This window comes from Streptomyces sp. NPDC006384, from assembly GCF_042870695.1.
Taxonomy (GTDB): Bacteria; Actinomycetota; Actinomycetes; order Streptomycetales; family Streptomycetaceae; genus Streptomyces.
The window spans coordinates 1-18,379 of sequence record NZ_JBIAHR010000001.1 but is presented as its reverse complement, the minus strand read 5'-3'; the positions used below and the strand labels follow the sequence as shown (position 1 = coordinate 18,379).

Here is an 18,379-nt window from a genome sequence, read left to right as displayed (position 1 = left end):
GCTCCCGTACGCGCGGTCCGAAGGAGCGTCGGGTGCGGGGCCGGCTCAGGCCCCCGGCACCCCGGGCCCCTGCGGCTGCCCGTCGACGCGGGCCAGCGCCTCCTCGACGGTGTCCGAGACCGGCACCGTGATGCTCACACCGGTGAGGTCCAATATGCGCAGCACCGCGGGGGTGGGCGAGATGATGTGCACGCTGCCCGGCAGCTCGCGGGCCTCCTGGTAGACCCGCAGGACGATGTTCATCCCGGAGGAGTCCATGAACGGGACGTCCGAGAGGTCCAGCAGGAAGTGCCGCCGGCCGTGGTGGAGCTGGTTGGCCAGGTGGTGCTGGAACTCGGTCGCGGTGTCGACGTCCAGATAACCCTTCACCTTGAGCAGCGCGACGTCCTCACGGGGCAGCGTCACCTCGACGGACAGCGGGTTCGGGGCAATGGGCACGTGTACCTCCAACGATCCTGACAGCCAGGGGCCGGTCCACCCCCGCGAACGGCGGGGAGCCCGCGGACGGAGGGCACGGACGGTGACCGATGTCCCACCGCCGCCGTGCCCTCCGTCCGCGGACACCCTCACCGCGCCCGGCGCATACCCCCGATCCGGCTCCGCACACGTCACCCGACCCGGATGCCCACCAGACACGTGTCGTCGTCCGTGTCCGACCGGCTGTAGGTGAGCAGACGGTCCAGGTGCTGGTCGAGCGAGGCGGGGGAGGGCCGGGCGGTGCCCAGCAGATGCTTCAGCGACTCCTCCACCGGGCGGTCACGGCGCTCGATCAGGCCGTCGGTGTACATCAGCAGCGTGTCCTCGGCGGCCAGCTGGATCTCGTCCTCCTCGTAGGCGGCCTCCGCCACCGCGCCCAGCAGCATGCCCCGCACCAGCGGCAGGGGCTCCGCCTCGGGCCCCCGCACCAGCACCGGCGGCAGATGTCCGGCCCGCGCCCAGCGCAGGGTGCGCCGGGCCGGGTCGTACAGACCGCACACCGCCGTCGCCGTGACCCCGCCCGTCAGGTGGTGCGCCACGATGTTCAGCCACGACAGCAGCTGGCCCGGGCCCGCGCCCGTCACCGCGAGCCCGCGCAGCGCGTTGCGCAGGACGACCATGCTGGTCGCGGCCTCTATGCCGTGCCCTGCCACGTCCCCCACGCACAGCAGCACCATCCCGTTGGGCAGCAGCACCGCGTCGTACCAGTCACCGCCCACCAGCTGCTCCGTCTCCGCCGGCCGGTAGCGGACGGCCACCTGGAGATCCGGCACCGTGAGCGGGGTGTGGGCGGGCGGCATGATCGCGTGCTGCAGCTGGAGCGTCAGCCGGTTGCGCTCGATGGCCTGCTGCTCGGTGTGCGCCAGCTGGTCGCGGGTCGCGGCGAGCGCCACCTCCGTCCAGTGCTGCGCCGAGATGTCCTGGTAGGCGCCGCGTACGACGAGCAGGCGGTCGTCGGTGTCCAGGACCGGTTCGGCCACCACCCGCACATGCCGGGTCACGCCGTCCGGCCGCTGCAGCCGGAAGGCCGCCGACGCCGGCCTGCGGTGGTGCAGCAGCGTGCGCAGGAACCGGCCGATGGGCACGGCGTCGTCCGGGTGGGCGTGGGCCGTCAGCTCCTCCAGCGGCACCGGGGTGCTCGTCTGCGGCCGCCCGTACAGGTCGAACAGCTGCCCGTTCCAGGTGATCTCGCCCGTGAGCAGGTTCTCCTCGAAACCGCCGATGCGGCCGAGCCGCTGGGCGTGCTGCAGGAGACTGGCCAGCCGGGCGGTCTCGTCCTCGATGCGCCAGATCAGCAGCACGGCGTTGCCGTGCCGGCTGATGCTGATGTCCGCGACGGCCGACAGCGGGACCTGGTCGACCAGGGCCGTCAGGTTCATCCGCCGGGCCCGGAACGGCTCCCCCGTCGCGTACACCCGCTCCACGCTCCGGAACAGCTCGCTGTCCCCGGCGGCCATCGGATAGGCCTCCAGCAGCAGCGCGCCGCCCACGACGGCACGCGGCCGCCCGGCGGGGTCCATGAAGCGTTTGTTCACGTGCTGGATGCGGAAGTCCGCCAGATGCCCCTCGGCGTCCAGGTGCGGCACCAGGACCAGCGCGGGGTCGTGCAGGCCGTCGGCCAGGTCCATCAACTCCGCGGCGTCCGGCATGACCCGCGGCTCGAGCCCGGCCGCGTGCGGTGGCGTGTACGTCTCCAGCGTGTGCGCGCACAGTTCGGCCAGGGCCTCCACCTGGCGCACCACCTGCGGCGGCTGCGGGGGCAGGGGCCGCGCCCACGCGATCTCCAGCACGCCGTGGACACGGCCCCCGGTGCCGGCGGGCACGGCGGCACGGCCGCCCTCGGGGTACTGGTGCCGGCCCACGCTGGGCAGCCCGGTCCGGTCCAGCGACGTGATCCACTGGCCCGCGCGTTCGGTCAGGCCGCGCCGTGCCACCGTCGACACGTCCGGCGGCACATAGCGCCAGCGGGCGGCCTCGGCGGGTGGGAAACCGGCGGAACCCGCCAGCGTCAGCGACCCGTCGGAGCCGGCCGCCCAGATGGCGACGGCCACCGCGCCGAGCGGGCGCAGCGCCTGCTCCAGCAGGGCGTCCGCGACCGCCTGGGTGTCGTTCGCGGCCAGCGCGCCGCTCTCGGCGGCCCGCAGCCGCACGGCCGCCGACCCGGCCGGCGGCCGTCCGGCCTCCTCCGGCCCGTCGGTCCCGTCGGTCTTCTCCGCCTCCTCGGCGGCGGTGGCGGCGAGGAACGCGTCCGTGACCTCCGACATCCGGTCACGGGCGGCCTGGTTGATCACGTCGACCGCGAACTCCAGCGGCGTCACCTGGGACTGCTCGGCCAGCTCGGCGAGCTGCCGGGCGGCCTGCGCCGGACCGCAGCCCAGCCGGGCGACCAGGATGCCCTTGGCCAGCTCGATCAGGGCCCGGCCCTCGGCCTCCGCCTGGGCGGCCCGCACCTCGCGGCTGAGCCGTTCCACCGTGGCCGCGAGCCTGCCCACGGGCGACTGCGGGGACATGCCGCGCAGGTCGCCGCCGGCGCCGCCGGCCGCGCGGGACGGGGGCGGCTCGCCGGCGCCCGGTTCGCGCGGCTGCTCGAAGATGCTCACGGTCGGGTCACTCCTCGGCTGGGGACCGTCACGGCGCACGGCGGGACGCGCCGCGCGCCGCCCGGCCCTCCGGTGTACGGGACGGGAGCGGGCGTGCTCATGCGGGCAGCCAGCGCCGGACGCAGGCGATGAGGTCCTGGGTGTCGACCGGCTTGGTGACGTAGTCGCTGGCGCCCGAGGCGATGCTCTTCTCCCGGTCGCCGGGCATCGCCTTCGCCGTCACCGCGATGATCGGCAGCTCGGCGTACTGTGGCATCCGGCGGATCTCGGCGGTCGCCGTGTAGCCGTCCATCTCCGGCATCATCACGTCCATCAGGACCAGGCCGACCTCCGGGTGGGCCATCAGGGTCTCGATGCCCCGGCGCCCGTTCTCCGCGTGCAGCACCCGGAACCCGTGCAGCTCCAGGATCCCGCTGAGCGCGAAGAGGTTGCGCGCGTCGTCGTCCACGACGAGGACGGTACGGCCCGACGGCGACTCCTCCAGGGGCGGCGGCGCAAGGCGCTGCGGCTCCTCGGGACGGACCAGGGAGAGCACGTCGCCGGGCTCCTCGGCGGCCAGGTGCAGCGCGATCCGCTCCCGCAGCTCGTCGAGGCTGGAGAGGAACTCCAGCGCCCCGCCGCCCGCGGCGGAGCGCAGCCTCTCCTCCAGCGCTGCGTCCGCGCGGTGACCGCTGTGCACGAGCACCGGCACGCTCGCCAGCGCCGAGTCGCCCCGCAGCGCCTCCAGGAAACGGGACGCCTCGGAGTCCGGCATGCCCAGCTCCAGGACGACGCAGTGGCAGGGCTCGGCCGCCAGCGCACCCGCCGCCTCCTGTGCCCCCACGGCGGTGATGACGTCCAGCGGGGGCCTGCCGCCCGCGTCGTCCCGGCCGTGCGACAGGTCCGCGACCACGCTCTCCGCGACCAGGGTCAGCAGGCCGCGCGGCCGCTCCTCCACCACGAGCAGGCGCCGGGGACGCTGCCGGTGCCCGAGGACCGGCTCGGACGGTGCGGCCGGACGCGCGAGCGCGCCCGCGGGCGACTCGGCCGGCGCCGGTTCGCCGCCCCGGCCCAGCAGCTCCTCGAAGTCGGGCCGGGCCACCGGCAGGAACAGCGTGAACGTGCTGCCCCGGCCGGGCGTGCTGTCCACCGAGACGGCCCCGCCCAGCAGCTGGGCGATCTCCCGGGTGATCGACAGACCGAGCCCGGTGCCGCCGTACTTGCGGCTCGTCGTGCCGTCCGCCTGCTGGAACGCACCGAAGATCGACTCCAGGTTCTGCTCCGGGATGCCGATGCCCGTGTCCTTCACCCGGAACGCCACCACCGCGCCGCCCCGGACCACGCCCCGGGGTACCTCGTCGTCCGGCGCCGGCTCGATGGCCAGCTCCACCCCGCCCCGCTCGGTGAACTTCACCGCGTTGGACAGCAGGTTGCGCAGCACCTGACGCAGCCGGGAGTCGTCGGTCAGCAGGTCCGCCGGCGCGCCCGGCGCCGTCGTCACCGTGAACTCCAGCCCCTTCTGCGTCGTCATGGGCCGGAAGGTCGCCTCGACGTACTCGATGAGCTGCCGCAGCGTCACCCGCTCCGGGGAGACGTCCATCTTCCCGGCCTCGACCTTCGACAGGTCCAGGATGTCGTTGATCAGCTGGAGCAGGTCCGAGCCCGCCGAGTGGATGATCCCCGCGTACTCGACCTGCTTCGGGGTGAGGTTGCGCGACGGGTTCTGGGCGAGCAACTGGGCGAGGATCAGCAGGCTGTTGAGCGGGGTGCGCAGCTCGTGGCTCATGTTCGCCAGGAACTCCGACTTGTACTTCGAGGCCAGCGACAGCTGCTGGGCGCGGGCCTCCAGCTCCTGCCGGGCCTGCTCGATCTGCAGGTTCTTCGCCTCGATGTCCCGGTTCTGGGCGGCCAGCAGGGACGCCTTCTCCTCCAGCTCGGCGTTGGAGCGCTGCAGCTCCTCCTGCTGCACCTGCAACTCCGTGGAACGGGCCTGGAGTTCGGCGGTCAGGCGCTGGGACTCGGCGAGCAGCTCGTCGGTGCGGGCGTTGGCGACGATGGTGTTGACGTTGACGCCGATGGTCTCCATCAGCTGTTCCAGGAAGTCCCGGTGGATCTGCGTGAACGCGGTGACCGACGCCAGCTCGATCACGCCGAGCACCTGGCCCTCGACCACGATCGGCACCAGCACCAGGGCGGTGGGCACCACCTGGCCGAGCCCGGAGGAGATGGTCACGTAGCCCGGCGGCAGCTCGTCCACCACTATGGTGCGCCGGCTGCGCGCGGCCTGGCCGACCAGGGTGCGGCCGAAGGCGATCCGGGTGGGCCGGTCCGCGTCCTCGGGATAGCCGTAGGAGCCGACGAGCCGCAGCTCGGGGCCGTCGTCGCCGTCCTCGGCCAGATAGAAGGCGCCGTACTGCGCCGACACCAGCGGCACCAGCTCGTCCATGATCAGCTCGGCGACCACGGGCAGGTCCCGGTGGCCCTGCATCAGGCCGGAGATACGGGCGAGGTTGGTCTTGAGCCAGTCCTGCTCCTGGTTGGCCCGGGTGGTCTCGCGCAGGGACTGCACCATCGCGTTGATGTTGTCCTTGAGCTCGGCGACCTCGCCGGACGCCTCCACGTTGATCGAGCGGGTCAGGTCGCCCTCGGCGACCGCGCTGGTCACCTCGGCGATCGCGCGGACCTGGCGGGTGAGGTTGCCCGCCAGCTCGTTGACGTTCTCGGTGAGCCGCTTCCAGGTGCCCGAGACGCCCTCCACCTCGGCCTGGCCGCCGAGCCGGCCCTCGGTGCCGACCTCGCGGGCCACCCGGGTGACCTCGTCGGCGAAGGCGGAGAGCTGGTCGACCATCGTGTTGATGGTCGTCTTGAGCTCCAGGATCTCGCCGCGCGCGTCCACGTCGATCTTCTTCGACAGGTCGCCCCGGGCCACCGCCGTCGTCACCAGCGCGATGTTGCGCACCTGGCCGGTGAGGTTGTTGGCCATCGAGTTGACGTTGTCGGTGAGGTCCTTCCAGGTCCCGGCCACGTTCGGCACGTGCGCCTGCCCGCCGAGCCGGCCCTCGGTGCCGACCTCGCGGGCCACCCGGGTCACCTCGTCGGCGAACGCGGAGAGCGTGTCGACCATCGTGTTGATGACCTCGGCCAGGGCCGCGATCTCGCCCTCGGCCTTGACGGTGATCCGCTGCGACAGGTCACCGCGGGCCACCGCGGTGGCGACCTGGGCGATGGAGCGGACCTGCCCCGTCAGGTTCGACGCCATCACGTTGACGTTGTCGGTGAGGTCCTTCCAGGTGCCCGACACCCCGCGCACCTGGGCCTGTCCGCCCAGGTTGCCGGCCGTGCCGACCTCGCGGGCGACGCGGGTGACCTCGTCGGCGAAGGCGGAGAGCTGGTCGACCATCGTGTTGATGGTGTTCTTGAGCTCCAGGATCTCGCCGCGCGCGTCCACGGTGATCTTCTGGGAGAGGTCGCCCTTGGCCACGGCGGTCGCCACCTGGGCGACGTTGCGGACCTGGTTGGTCAGGTTGCCCGCCATGAAGTTCACCGAGTCGGTGAGGTCGCGCCAGGTCCCCTTGACGCCCTGGACGTCGGCCTGGCCGCCGAGCCGTCCGTCGGTGCCGACCTCGCGGGCGACGCGGGTGACCTCGTCGGCGAAGGCGGAGAGCTGGTCGACCATCGTGTTGATGGTGTTCTTCAGCTCCAGGATCTCGCCGCGCGCGTCCACGTCGATCTTCTGCGACAGGTCGCCCTCGGCCACCGCCGTGGCCACCTGGGCGATGTCGCGCACCTGCGTGGTCAGGTTCCCGGCCATGGCGTTGACCGAGTCCGTCAGATCGGCCCAGGTGCCCGAGACGCCCGGCACCTTGGCCTGTCCGCCGAGGGTGCCCTCGGTGCCGACCTCACGGGCCACCCGGGTGACCTCGGAGGTGAACACGGACAGCTGGTCCACCATGCCGTTGAAGACCTTGGCGATGTCCCCCATGAGGCCGTCCGCCTCGTCCGGCAGGCGCGTGCCGAAGTCGCCGTCGCGTACGGCCGTCAGACCGGCCAGCAGGCGCCGCAACTCCTGATCGCCCGGCACCGTGTCCACGGTCCCGGTGCTGTCGCTGGTCATGCGCACCCTCGTTCCGCTCCCCAGGAGCCCTCGGCACCCGAGGACTCGGAACCCCTTCCGGACCTGTCGGTCGGCCCGGCCTGTCGTGTGTGCGTTTCCGCTGTTCACGGAAGTGCTCGATGAGAAAAATACGTCAGAGGCTAACGCACGCGTGCAGCGGCGGACAAAGCGGGGCGCCCGCTGCGACGTGCGGCGCGGACAGGGGGCGCACGGCGTGTTCCCGCCGGGCGCGGGCGCCGCGGCGGGCGCTCGTGCCGCCGTCCGGGCACCCGCCCCGAATGGGGCGGCCCGGGCCGGGTATCCGCTGCTGTGGAGCCGGTCGGGACCGCCTCGTCCGCGCCCGGCCCGTCAGTCGCCGATCCATGCGGGAGGAAGGGACAGCGTGCCGACGGACAACATCTGGTCGTACGCGGCGGACAGCGGCCACGCGCAGGAGCAGGACCTCACGGGCTGCGCCGTCCACGCGAGCGACGGCACGGTCGGTCACGTGGACCGGCAGGGCGACCACTTCGGTATGCGGCACCTGGTCGTCGACACCGGCGTCTGGATCTTCGGCCGCAGCGTGCTGGTGCCGGTCGGCATGGTCCAGGGCATCGACCCCGGGGCCCGCACGGTCACCCTGGCCTGCACCAGGGCGGAGATCAAGGCCGCGCCCCGCTTCCGGACCGACAGCGAGACCATGGACCGGGATTATCTGGCGGCCGTGGGGGAGTACTACCACCGGCTGCCGCCGAGGGAGACCGCGGCCGGCTGATCCGTGCCGGGGGACCGCACGGCCGACGTCAGGGACACCACAGACATGGAACGAACCGAACAGACCGCCACGGCCGCGTCCGGCGCCGTGCCTCCGGGGACACCGGCCGCGTCCGGCGCCGCGCCCTCCGCGACACCGGCGACGGGCACCGTGACCACCGCCGGTGAGGCACGTGCCCTCGCGGAGGCGGTGGTGCGCGGGCGGAGCGGCCGCGCGGTGCGCGACGAGGACGTCATCGATCTGCTGCTCGTCGTCTCCGAGCTGGTCACCAACGCGATCCGGCACGGCGGCGGACTGGCCGGTTTCGACGTGCGGATCGTGGACGAGGGTGTGTGGATCGCCGTCCACGACCACAGCCCGGTGATCCCGCGGGCGGCGGACGCCTTCCCCACCCGGCATCACGGCAGCGGCTACGGCTGGCCGCTCGTCGCCAGGCTCGCCCGGGACATCTCCGTCACCCCCCGGCCCGAGGGCGGCAAGACGATCGGCGTGCTGGTCCCGATGCGCCCGGCCGCCGGCGCCTGACCGGACCGCCCACCGTGGCCGGAGCCGCAAGCAGGGCGCCGGCCCGCCGGGTCACCAGGGCAGGAAGACGTGGATGTCCTTGCCCCGTTCACCGGTGACGACGCTCACCTGGTCGGACAGGGTGTGGATCAGATGCCAGCCGATACCGCCGCCGCCGGTGCTCGGATGGAAGGGACGCGGCGCGGGCTTCGTGGTGCTGGTGTCGTGCATCACCACGTGCACGCCGTCGAAGGTCCGGCGCATCCGCAGCTCGAAGGGGCCCGGCGCGTACTGCACCGCGTTGGCCGCCAGCTCCGTGACCACCAGCAGGATGTCGTCCCAGTGCTCGGGCGCCGAGGGAGGTGACAGGCGCGCCAGGTCGTAGAGGAACTCCTCCGCGACGAGGCGAGCACCGGTCACATTGTGCAACTCCCCGGTGAAGCCCGCGGTCCGGCTGGTGATCTCCTCGGAAGCCAGTGTCCTGTCCCAACGCGGCTCGGCTGCCATTTCGCCTTCCCGGCCCGGCGTCCACCGGGCGTCGTCCTTTCCGTGTGTCCCTTCCCGTTGTTAGTTCCCGAGCCGGCGGAGGCTACGCGCGTGTGTGTGCCGGGTAACGGCGCGCCGCACCGCCGGCGGCGCTCCCGGTCACCGGAAGAAGACGTTGTCCGAGTCCTCCCAGCCGGCCGGCTCCGGCGCCGGGACCGAGGGGCGACGGCGTGAACGCGCCGCGTACATCGCGTCGATCTCGTCGGCGTAGGCGCGCACGATCTCGTCCCGGCGCGGTTTCATCGACGGCGTCAGCAGCCCGTTGCCGACGCCGAACGGCTCCGGCAGGATGCGGAAGACCCGGATGGACTCCGAGCGTGAGACGGCGCTGTTGGCCGCCGCGACCGCCCGGCCGATCTCCTCCCGCAGCGCGTTCTCCTCGCGCGCCTCGCGCACCGACGCGTCGCCCTGCAGCGCGAGCCCCGCCCGCCAGTGCGTCAGGAACTGCGGGTCCAGAGTGATCAGCGCACCGACGCAGGGCCGGTTGTCGCCCACGACGACCGCCTGGTGGACCAGCGGATGCATGCGCAGCCGCTGCTCCAGGGCGGCCGGGGCCACGCTCTTGCCGCCGCTGGTGATGATGACGTCCTTCTTGCGGCCGGTGATCGCCAGATACCCCTCGTCGTCCAGATGCCCGAGGTCCCCGGTGGCCAGCCAGCCGTCGCGCAGCACGGCGCGGGTGGCGGCCTCGTCACCGACGTATCCCTGGAACAGCGACGGACCGCGCACCAGGATCTCCCCGTCGTCGGCCACCCGGACATCCGTGCCGGGCAGCGGCTGCCCGACGGTGCCGGACTTCTCCCGGCCCAGCGGCTGCATCGTCAGCCCGCCGCCGGTCTCGGTCAGACCGTAGCCGTCGTGCACGGGGATGCCGATGCCCTCGTAGAAGAGGGCCAGCTCCCGGCTGAGCGGCGAACCGCCGCAGGTCGCCCGCCGGACCCGGCCGCCCAGTGCCGTCCGCAGCCGGCGGTACACCGTCCGTTCGTACAGGGCGTGCTGCAGCCGCAGGTCGAGGCCGGGTCCCGGCCCCCGGCCGAGCCGCCGGCGTTCCAGTGCCACGGCGAAGTCCCGGGCCGTGGCGGCGGCCCGCTCGAACAGCGCCCCGCGCCCCGCCTGCTGGGCGGTGCGCAGGAAATCCTTGTAGATCTTCTCCAGGACCGAGGGCACGGCGTAGAAGTACGTGGGCCGGAAGGAGCGCAGGGCCGCGCCCAGCGCCTCCTCGGTCATCGCGGGTTCGTGCGCCATGAGCAGCCCGCCCCGGACGCACAGGGTCTGGATCATCAGCCCGTACACGTGGGAGAAGGGCAGGTAGGCGAGGACCGCGCCCTGTTCCCCTGCGGGCGCCACCGTGTGGCCCCAGCCGGCGAGCAGCGTGTCGCACGGACTGGCCAGGTTCCGGTGGCTCAGCGCACAGCCCAGCGCGCGGCCCGAGGTCCCGGAGGTGTAGGCCACGACCGCGGTGGCGTCCGGCGGCACGATGCGCCGCATCGAGTCGACCGTGGCGTACGGGACGGACCCGCCGCGTGCCGTCACCGTCTCCAGCGCGCCCGTGTCCAGCTGCCAGACGTGGCGCAGCGCCGGCAGCGACGCGCACACCGAGCCGACGGTCATCACGCCCTGCTCGTCCTCGACGACCACGGCCACACAGCCCGCGTCCCGCAGGATCCACTCGACCTGGTCCCGCGAGGACGTCGGGTAGACCGGCACGACCTCGGCGCCCACCGTCCACAGGGCGTAGCAGAAGACCGTCCACTCGTACCGGGTGCGGGCCAGGACCGCCACCCGGTCGCCCGGCCGGATCCCGCACGCGATCAGTCCCCCGGCCAGGCCGGCCACCTGGTCGCGGAACCCGGCGGCCGTCACCTCCTCCCACCCGGACGGGGCCGTGGCGGAACGGCGCGCGAGCATCGGCAGACCGGGGGTGCGGGCCGCCGTGTCGAAGAGACTGTCGGCGAGCCCTCCGGTCAGGGGCGGCGGGACGGCCGGGGGAGCGAGAGCGAGGTCGCGCATGCGCTGCTCCTGACATGTACGGGGGGTGGCTTCGCCGACGGCCACCGTCGTCGGCGCGGCTCGAATGTAGCCGAGCCGCGCCGGCGGGGAGGCCGGGACGGCAGAAGTGATCCCGCCCGGTGATCCCGGCGGATCGGGGGACCCGGTCGGCATGAGCTATACGAACCCCGATCCCGATCCCGAACGCACCACCGGCCTGGAACCGGGCGGCGGCGTACCTCCCGGCGAGACCCCGCCCGCGGAGAGCAGCCTGCCCGAGGCGGGCCCGCGCGAGGTGCACAACCCCACGAAGGGCTGGGCCAAGGGGCCGCTGACCCTGATCCTCGCCCTCGTGGTGCTGATCGCGGCCGGTTTCCTCGCCTACGCCCTGGCCCTGATGCTCTGAGCGGCGACGGAGACGAGGCCGACGAGGACGCGGCCGGCCCGGCCGGTCACGGGCCGGCTCAGGCCGCCTGGGTGCGGCGCACGCACGCGGCGACGACCTCCCGCAGGCTGCCGGTGCGCTCCAGCAGCTCGCGCTGCACCCGGGCGCCGTTGCCGTGCCGCAGCAGTCCGCCGGCCAGTTCCCGGGCGCGCTCCAGGTCGCCGGCGTCGGCCAGCGCCTCCCGCACGTGCTCCAGCAGGGCCCGTACGACCGTCTCGGCCGGCATGCGCCGCATCGTCGCGGGGTGCAGCAGCTCCCCGGTCAGCCCGGACCGGGCGGCCCGCCAGGCGGCGAGCCGCAGCAGGCTCACACTGTGCCCGGCCGGCTCCACGCCCTCCCGCCACTCCCGGGCGGCCGTCTCGACCAGCGCGCGGGCCAGGGCGGCGATCAGGACGGCGGTGCTCGCGTCGAGACAGACGTCCATGACCCGGAACTCGACCGTCGGGTACCGCCGGGACAGCCGGACGTCGAAGTAGATCATCCCCTCGTCGAGGAGGGTGCCGGTGGCCACCATGTCCGCGACCCGCCGGTGGTAGTTCTCCGCCGACCCGAACAGCTCCGTCGGGCCGGCCGACGGCCAGCGCTGCCAGACCCGGCTGCGGTAACTGCTGTACGCCGAGTCCTTGCCCTGCCACAGCGGCGAGTTGGCACTCAGGGCGGTGAGCACCGGCAGCCAGGGCCGCACCCGGTCGATCACCGCGACGCCCTCCTCGTCCGACTCCACGGACACGTGCACATGACAGCCGAGGACGAGCTGCTCCTGCACCACGACGCCGTACTGCTCGGCCATCCACCGGTAGCGGCGGTTCATGCCGACGGCGGGACTGACCGGCAGCGGGGAGGTGGCGAGCGCGGCGACGGCGCAGCCGATGCCCCCGGCGTGCCTCCCGGCCTCCTCACGGCAGCGGGCGATCTCCGCGTGCAGGCGTTCCATGTCCGCCTGCGGATGCGTGGCGAACTCGAGCATCTGCTCGTGCAGTTCCTTCTCGAAGACCTCCTGCCCGGCGTCCTCCTGGGAGGCCCGGGCGAGCACCGCAGCGGACAGCGCCCGCGGCTCACCGCTCTCCGGGTCGACCAGGAGGAGCTCCTCCTCCACTCCGACAGTGCGCACCTGATGCCGCCTTTCCGAGGACTGCGGGGCGACGGACCGGGGTGTTCCGGCCGTCGGACCCCGACTGCCCCCGGAAGAGCGCCGGACACCCGGCGGGGCCCTCGCGGCTCACCTGCCGAAGGGCGTCAGCCACACCGTGGCCAGCGGAGGCAGCGTGATCCGGAGGCAGCCGTCCTCCGTCTTGACCGGGTCCGGGTTGGTGACGCCGCTGCCGCCGTACTCCTCGGCGTCGGTGTTGAGGACCTCCTGCCAGGCACCGGTGTCGTCGCCGACGGCGAGCCCGTAGTCGTGCCGCACGACCGGGGAGAAGTTCGACACCGCCAGCAGCGGGGAGCCGTCCTTGGCGAACCGAAGGAACGCGAAGACGTTGTCCTCGGCCGCGTCCACGGCGACCCACCGGAAACCGGCCGGGTCGGTGTCGCGCTGCCACAGGGCCGGGGTCCGCCCGTAGCGCGTGTTGAGGGCGCGCACCAGGTCCTGCACGCCCCGGTGGTCGCCCGACGAGTGGTAGCCCTCGTCCAGCAGCCACCACTCGGGGCCCTGCTTCTCCGACCACTCCGCGCCCTGCGCGAACTCCTGCCCCATGAACAGCAACTGCTTGCCCGGGTGGGCCCACATGAAGCCCAGGTAGGCGCGCACGTTCGCGCGCCGCTGCCACCAGTCGCCCGGCATCTTCGACACCAGGGCCTGCTTGCCGTGCACCACCTCGTCGTGGGAGATCGGCAGCACGTAGTTCTCGCTGTACGCGTACACCATCGAGAAGGTCATCTCGTGGTGGTGGTACTTGCGGTGCACGGGCTCGTGGGCGATGTATTCCAGCGAGTCGTGCATCCAGCCCATGTTCCACTTGAAGCCGAAGCCCAGACCGCCGGTGTCGGTGGGCCGGGTCACCCCGCCCCACGCGGTCGACTCCTCGGCGATGGTCACCACGCCGGGGCAGCGCCGGTAGACGGTCGCGTTCATCTCCTGCAGGAACGCCATGGCCGCCAGGTCCTCCCGGCCGCCGTACACGTTCGGCTCCCACTGCCCAAAGTCACGGCTGTAGTCCAGGTACAGCATCGAGGCGACCGCGTCGACCCGCAGCCCGTCGATGTGGAACTCCTCGCACCAGTACACGGCGTTGGCGACCAGGAAGTTGCGCACCTCGGTCCGGGCGAAGTCGAAGGTGTACGTCCCCCAGTCCGGGTGGGTCGCGCGCCGCTCGTCCCCGGGCTCGTACAGCGGGTCCCCGTCGAAGCGGGCCAGCGCCCAGTCGTCCTTCGGGAAGTGCGCCGGCACCCAGTCCATGATCACGCCGATGCCGGCCCGGTGCAGGGCGTCGACGAGGAACCGGAAGTCGTCGGGCGAGCCGAGCCGGGCGGTGGGCGCGTAGAAGCCGGTGACCTGGTAGCCCCAGGACGGGCCGTAGGGGTGCTCGGCGACCGGCATCAGCTCGACGTGGGTGAAGCCGAGGTCCTTGACGTACGCGGGGAGCTGTTCGGCCAGTTCGCGGTAGGTCAGCCCCGGCCGCCAGGACGGCAGGTGCACCTCGTACACGGAGAACGGCGCCTCGTGCACCGGCGTGGCGGCGCGGGTGCGCATCCACTCGGCGTCGCCCCACTCGTAGTGCGAGGCCGTCACCACCGACGCGGTGTTCGGCGGTTCCTCCGCGGCGCGCGCCATCGGGTCGGCCTTCAGGAACCGGTGCCCGTACCGCGAGTGGATCTCGAACTTGTACCGGGTGCCCTCGCCGACGCCCGGCAGGAACAGCTCCCACACGCCGGACGCGCCGAGGGAGCGCATCGGGAAGGCCGTGCCGTCCCAGTGGGTGAACTCGGTGGCGACCCGCACGCCCTGGGCGTTGGGCGCCCACACGGTGAAGCGGGTGCCGGTGACGCCGTCGTGGGTCATGGGCTCCGCGCCGAGCGCCCGCCACAGCTGCTCGTGCCGGCCCTCACCGATCAGATGCAGGTCCAGTTCGCCGAGGGCGGGCAGGAAGCGGTACGGGTCGTGCGTCTCCAGCTCGCCCTCCTCGTACGCCACCACCAGCGTGTACGCGGGGATGCGGTCCAGGGGCAGTACGCCGGAGAACAGACCGTCGCCCTCCGACACGAGCGGGTGGCGCTCGCCGTCGACGACCACGCTCACCTCGCGGGCGAAGGGGCGCAGCGCCCGGAAGGCGATCCCGCCGGGCACCGGGTGGGCGCCCAGCAGTGCGTGCGGGTCGTGGTGGGCGCCCGCCAGCAGGCGCCCCCGGTCGGTGGGGTCCAGCGGCGGGGCGGTCCCGCACGCACCGGGGGCGGGGTGCGGGACCGGAGCGGACGGCTCGGGGAGCGAGGTGTCGCGGAGGGCCACGGGTCAGTCTCCTCTCACGGCGAGTCGTTCGATCGCCGCCATGGGTACGGGAAGCCAGTCGGGGCGGTGCCGGGCCTCGTACAGCACCTCATACACGGCCCGGTCCGTCTCGTAGGCGCGCAGCAGACCGTGCTTCTTGCGGGGGTCCCACCCGGCGCGTGCGGCGTAACCCGCGCAGAAGGCCTCACGGCAGCGGCGCGCCCACTCGGGGCGCCACGGCCGGCGCTGCCGGGCGGCGTAGTCGAAGGAGCGCAGCATGCCCGCGATGTCCCGCAGGGGGGAGTGGGCGCTGCGCCGTTCGGCCAGCGGGCGGGACGGCTCGCCCTCGAAGTCGATGACGAACCAGTCCCGGCCGGCCCGCAGCACCTGCCCCAGGTGCAGGTCGCCGTGGATGCGCTGGGCCGGCGGACCGGAGTCGCAGGTGGCCAGCGCGGCGAACGCGCCCCGCAGACCGGGGACGAAGGGCTGCAGCGCCGGCACGGCGTGCGCGGCCGCGGTCAGCCGCTCGGTCATCGCCGCCGCCGTACGGCCGTTCTCCCCGGGGGCGCCCGAGGGGAAGGCCGAGGCCAGCGCGAGGTGCACGTCGGCCATGGCCCGCCCCAGCTCGTGGGCCTGCGAGGTGAAGACGTCCCCGGAGGACAGGGCCTGCAGGGCGAGGGTCCAGCCGTCGGAGGCGTCGTGCAGGAACGGCTGCAGCACACCGAGCGTCGCCTCGTACGGACGGGTCGTCCGCAGCCACGCCACCGGCGCCGGCACCCGGGGGCAGCCCTCGCGGGCCAGCGCGTTCGGCACCTCGAGGTCGGGGTTGACGCCGGGCTGGATGCGCCGGAACACCTTGAGGATGAACTCGTCGCCGTACACCAGCGAGGAGTTGGACTGCTCGGCGTCCAGGAGGCGGGGCGCGAGACCGCCCGGCACCGGACGCGACGGATCGCACTCGAAGCGCAGCGGACCCGCCTCGCCGGGACGGCGCAGCCGCTCCAGGAGCAGTTGGGCCGTCCGGGGGTCGTGCAGCGCGTCGTAGACCGTCCGGCCGGCCAGCGGGCCGTCCTGCACCCGGCCGATGAGAGCCCGGCCCAGGCGCGGTGACGGCTGCTCGCGCACGCCGAGCAGCAGCTGGTAGCAGTCCCCGGCGGGGGGCGCGCCGCCCGGCGCGGGCACCGGCCCGTGCCCGGTGTGCACCAGGAGATGCAGACAGCCCGGGAACAGCTCGGTCATCGACAGCAGACCGAGCTCGGCCACGGGCCGGTCCTTGCCGGCGAACCAGCGCTGGCGCGGCAGCCACTCCCGCAGCAGCTCGCCGAGCGAGGCCATCGGTTCGGTGAGACGCGCGGGTCTCGTGCGCAGGGGTGCGGTCTTCGGCATGGTGACGCGTCCTTTCCTCGGCCTGCGCTCACGCGCGGCGGCCGATGCGGGATGCGACTCGGGTGAGCCGGAACCAGTAGAAGCCGTGGCCCCCGAGGGTCAGCAGGTACGGCAGTTCACCGATGGCGGGGAAGCGCACCCCGCCGAACAGCTCGACCGGGTGGCGGCCGGCGAACTCGCGCAGGTCCAGCTCGGTGGGCTGGGCGAACCGCGCGAAGTTGTTCACGCACAGCACCAGGTCGTCCTCGTACTCGCGCAGGAAGGCCAGCACGGCGGGGTTGGACGAGGAGAGTTCGGTGTAGGTGCCGAGGCCGAAGGCGGGGTTCTGCTTGCGGATCTCGATCATGCGGCGGGTCCAGTGCAGCAGGGACGAGGGCGAGGCCATGGACGCCTCGACGTTCGTCACCTGGTAGCCGTAGACCGGGTCCATGATCGTCGGCAGGAACAGCCGGCCCGGGTCACAGGTCGAGAAACCGGCGTTGCGGTCCGGGGTCCACTGCATCGGGGTGCGCACCGCGTCGCGGTCGCCGAGCCAGATGTTGTCGCCCATGCCGATCTCGTCGCCGTAGTAGAGGATCGGCGAGCCGGGCAGGGACAGCAGCAGCGCGGTGAACAGCTCGATCTGGTCGCGGTCGTTGTCCAGCAGGGTGGCGAGCCTGCGGCGGATGCCGATGTTGGCGCGCATCCGCGGGTCCTTGGCGTACTCCGCGTACATGTAGTCGCGCTCTTCGTCGGTGACCATCTCCAGGGTCAGCTCGTCGTGGTTGCGCAGGAAGATGCCCCACTGGCAGCCCGACGGGATCGCCGGGGTCTTGGCCAGGACCTCGGAGACCGGATAGCGCGATTCCCTCCTGACCGCCATGAAGATCCGCGGCATCACCGGGAAGTGGAACGCCATGTGGCACTCGTCGCCGCCCGAGGCGTAGTCGCCGAAGTAGTCGACGACGTCCTCCGGCCACTGGTTGGCCTCCGCCAGCAGCACCGTGTCCGGGTACTGCGCGTCGATCTCGCGGCGCACGCGCTTGAGGAACTCGTGGCTGGCGGGCAGGTTCTCGCAGTTGGTGCCCTCCTCGGCGTACAGATAGGGCACGGCGTCCAGCCGGAACCCGTCGATGCCGAGGTCCAGCCAGAACTTCAGCGCGGCCAGCATCTCCTCCTGCACGGCCGGGTTCTCGTAGTTCAGGTCCGGCTGGTGGGAGAAGAAGCGGTGCCAGAAGTACTGTCCCCGCACCGGGTCGTACGTCCAGTTGGACGACTCGGTGTCCACGAAGATGATGCGGGCGTCGGCGTACCGGGTGTCGTCGTCGGCCCAGACGTAGTAGTCGCCGTAGGGGCCGTCGGGGTTCTTGCGCGACTCCTGGAACCACGGGTGCTGGTCGCTGGTGTGGTTCATGACGAAGTCGATGATCACGCGCATGCCGCGCTGGTGCGCCGAGTCCACGAACTCGACGAAGTCCGCCAGGTCACCGAACTCGGGCAGTACGGCGGTGTAGTCGGAGACGTCGTAACCGCCGTCCCTGAGCGGGGACTTGAAGAAGGGCGGCAGCCACAGGCAGTCCACGCCCAGCCATTGCAGGTAGTCCAGTTTGGCGGTCAGGCCCTTGAGGTCGCCGATGCCGTCGCCGTTGCTGTCCTGGAAGGAGCGGACGAGGACCTCGTAGAAGACGGCCCGCTTGAACCAGTCCGGGTCGCGGTCCTTGGCCGGGGTGTCCTCGAAGGTGTCCGGTACGGGAGCGTTCACGGTCATGAGGCTGCTGACCCTTCGTGCGGCGCGGCGGCGGACGACCGCTGGACGTGGAAGACGTGCGCGGGGGCCCTGCCGGGCTCCAGGCGCACGTAGTTGGTCCTGCCCCAGTGGTAGGTCTCACCCGTGAGTTCGTCGTGGACCGGCACCGACTCGTGCCAGTCGAGGCCGAGCTGCGGCATGTCGAGACAGATCGTGGCCTCCTGGGTGCGGTGGGGGTCGAGATTGGCGACCACCAGCACGACGTCGTCCCCCGCACGCTTGCTGTAGGCGATGAGGGCGTCGTTGTCGGTGTGGTGGAAGCGCAGGTTCCTGAGCCGGTGCAGCGCCGGGTGGTCGCGCCGGAGGGTGTTGAGTTTGGTGATGAGGGGGGCGATGGTGCGGCCCTCGCGTTCGGCGGCGGCCCAGTCGCGGGGG

General features: G+C 72.6%; 13 protein-coding genes. 3 read left to right on the top strand and 10 right to left on the bottom strand.

Features of this window, described 5'->3' with window-relative positions; all coding sequences use genetic code 11:
- Positions 1-45: 45 nt before the first annotated feature.
- The 3 genes from ACFYOJ_RS00065 to ACFYOJ_RS00055 form a co-directional block, all read right to left on the bottom strand.
- Entirely contained in the window at positions 46-438 is a 393-nt protein-coding gene (locus ACFYOJ_RS00065) for an STAS domain-containing protein (protein WP_356552545.1), read from the bottom strand.
- 170 nt (positions 439-608) lie between these two features.
- Entirely contained in the window at positions 609-2,987 is a 2,379-nt protein-coding gene (locus ACFYOJ_RS00060; RefSeq protein WP_356552587.1) for a SpoIIE family protein phosphatase, read from the bottom strand.
- 187 nt (positions 2,988-3,174) lie between these two features.
- A complete protein-coding gene (locus ACFYOJ_RS00055) occupies positions 3,175-7,170 on the bottom strand; it encodes a HAMP domain-containing protein (RefSeq protein WP_356552546.1) in 3,996 nt (1,331 codons plus the stop codon).
- Positions 7,171-7,552: 382 nt separating this feature from the next.
- Here ACFYOJ_RS00055 and ACFYOJ_RS00050 point away from each other — a divergent pair, with 382 nt between their 5' ends.
- Positions 7,553-7,924: a PRC-barrel domain containing protein gene (locus tag ACFYOJ_RS00050; RefSeq protein ID WP_356552548.1), complete on the top strand. Its 372-nt coding sequence runs from the start codon at positions 7,553-7,555 to the stop codon at positions 7,922-7,924.
- A gap of 45 nt (positions 7,925-7,969) precedes the next feature.
- Positions 7,970-8,449 carry an ATP-binding protein gene (locus ACFYOJ_RS00045; RefSeq protein WP_356552549.1) on the top strand — a complete coding sequence of 160 codons (480 nt, stop codon included), beginning with the start codon at positions 7,970-7,972 and terminating at the stop codon, positions 8,447-8,449.
- Positions 8,450-8,500: 51 nt separating this feature from the next.
- Here the strand turns inward: ACFYOJ_RS00045 and ACFYOJ_RS00040 are convergent, their stop codons facing one another.
- Together ACFYOJ_RS00040 and ACFYOJ_RS00035 are read right to left on the bottom strand one after the other, a co-directional pair.
- Positions 8,501-8,935 carry an ATP-binding protein gene (locus tag ACFYOJ_RS00040; protein WP_356552551.1) on the bottom strand — a complete coding sequence of 145 codons (435 nt, stop codon included), beginning with the start codon at positions 8,933-8,935 and terminating at the stop codon, positions 8,501-8,503.
- 138 nt (positions 8,936-9,073) lie between these two features.
- On the bottom strand, positions 9,074-10,984 hold the full coding sequence (locus ACFYOJ_RS00035) for an AMP-dependent synthetase/ligase (RefSeq protein WP_356552553.1): 1,911 nt from the start codon (positions 10,982-10,984) through the stop codon (positions 9,074-9,076).
- A 151-nt stretch (positions 10,985-11,135) separates the two neighbouring features.
- Here ACFYOJ_RS00035 and ACFYOJ_RS00030 point away from each other — a divergent pair, with 151 nt between their 5' ends.
- Entirely contained in the window at positions 11,136-11,369 is a 234-nt protein-coding gene (locus tag ACFYOJ_RS00030; RefSeq protein WP_356552555.1) for a DUF6480 family protein, read from the top strand.
- 58 nt (positions 11,370-11,427) lie between these two features.
- On the opposite strand, the gene ACFYOJ_RS00025 is transcribed toward ACFYOJ_RS00030, so the two are convergent.
- The 5 genes from ACFYOJ_RS00025 to ACFYOJ_RS00005 all read right to left on the bottom strand — a co-directional run.
- A complete protein-coding gene (locus ACFYOJ_RS00025) occupies positions 11,428-12,519 on the bottom strand; it encodes a glutamate--cysteine ligase (protein ID WP_356552557.1) in 1,092 nt (363 codons plus the stop codon).
- 108 nt (positions 12,520-12,627) lie between these two features.
- On the bottom strand, positions 12,628-14,853 hold the full coding sequence (gene glgB / locus ACFYOJ_RS00020; protein WP_356552558.1) for a 1,4-alpha-glucan branching enzyme: 2,226 nt from the start codon (positions 14,851-14,853) through the stop codon (positions 12,628-12,630).
- A 3-nt stretch (positions 14,854-14,856) separates the two neighbouring features.
- Entirely contained in the window at positions 14,857-16,218 is a 1,362-nt protein-coding gene (locus ACFYOJ_RS00015) for a maltokinase (protein WP_356552559.1), read from the bottom strand.
- Between the two features lie 28 nt (positions 16,219-16,246).
- Complete coding sequence (treS, locus tag ACFYOJ_RS00010; RefSeq protein ID WP_356552561.1) at positions 16,247-17,965, bottom strand: maltose alpha-D-glucosyltransferase; 1,719 nt, start codon at positions 17,963-17,965, stop codon at positions 16,247-16,249.
- Positions 17,962-18,379, bottom strand: a 418-nt coding sequence (locus tag ACFYOJ_RS00005) for a DUF3459 domain-containing protein (protein ID WP_356552563.1), incomplete at its 5' end; no start/stop codon positions are given. The genes treS and ACFYOJ_RS00005, both read right to left, overlap by 4 nt.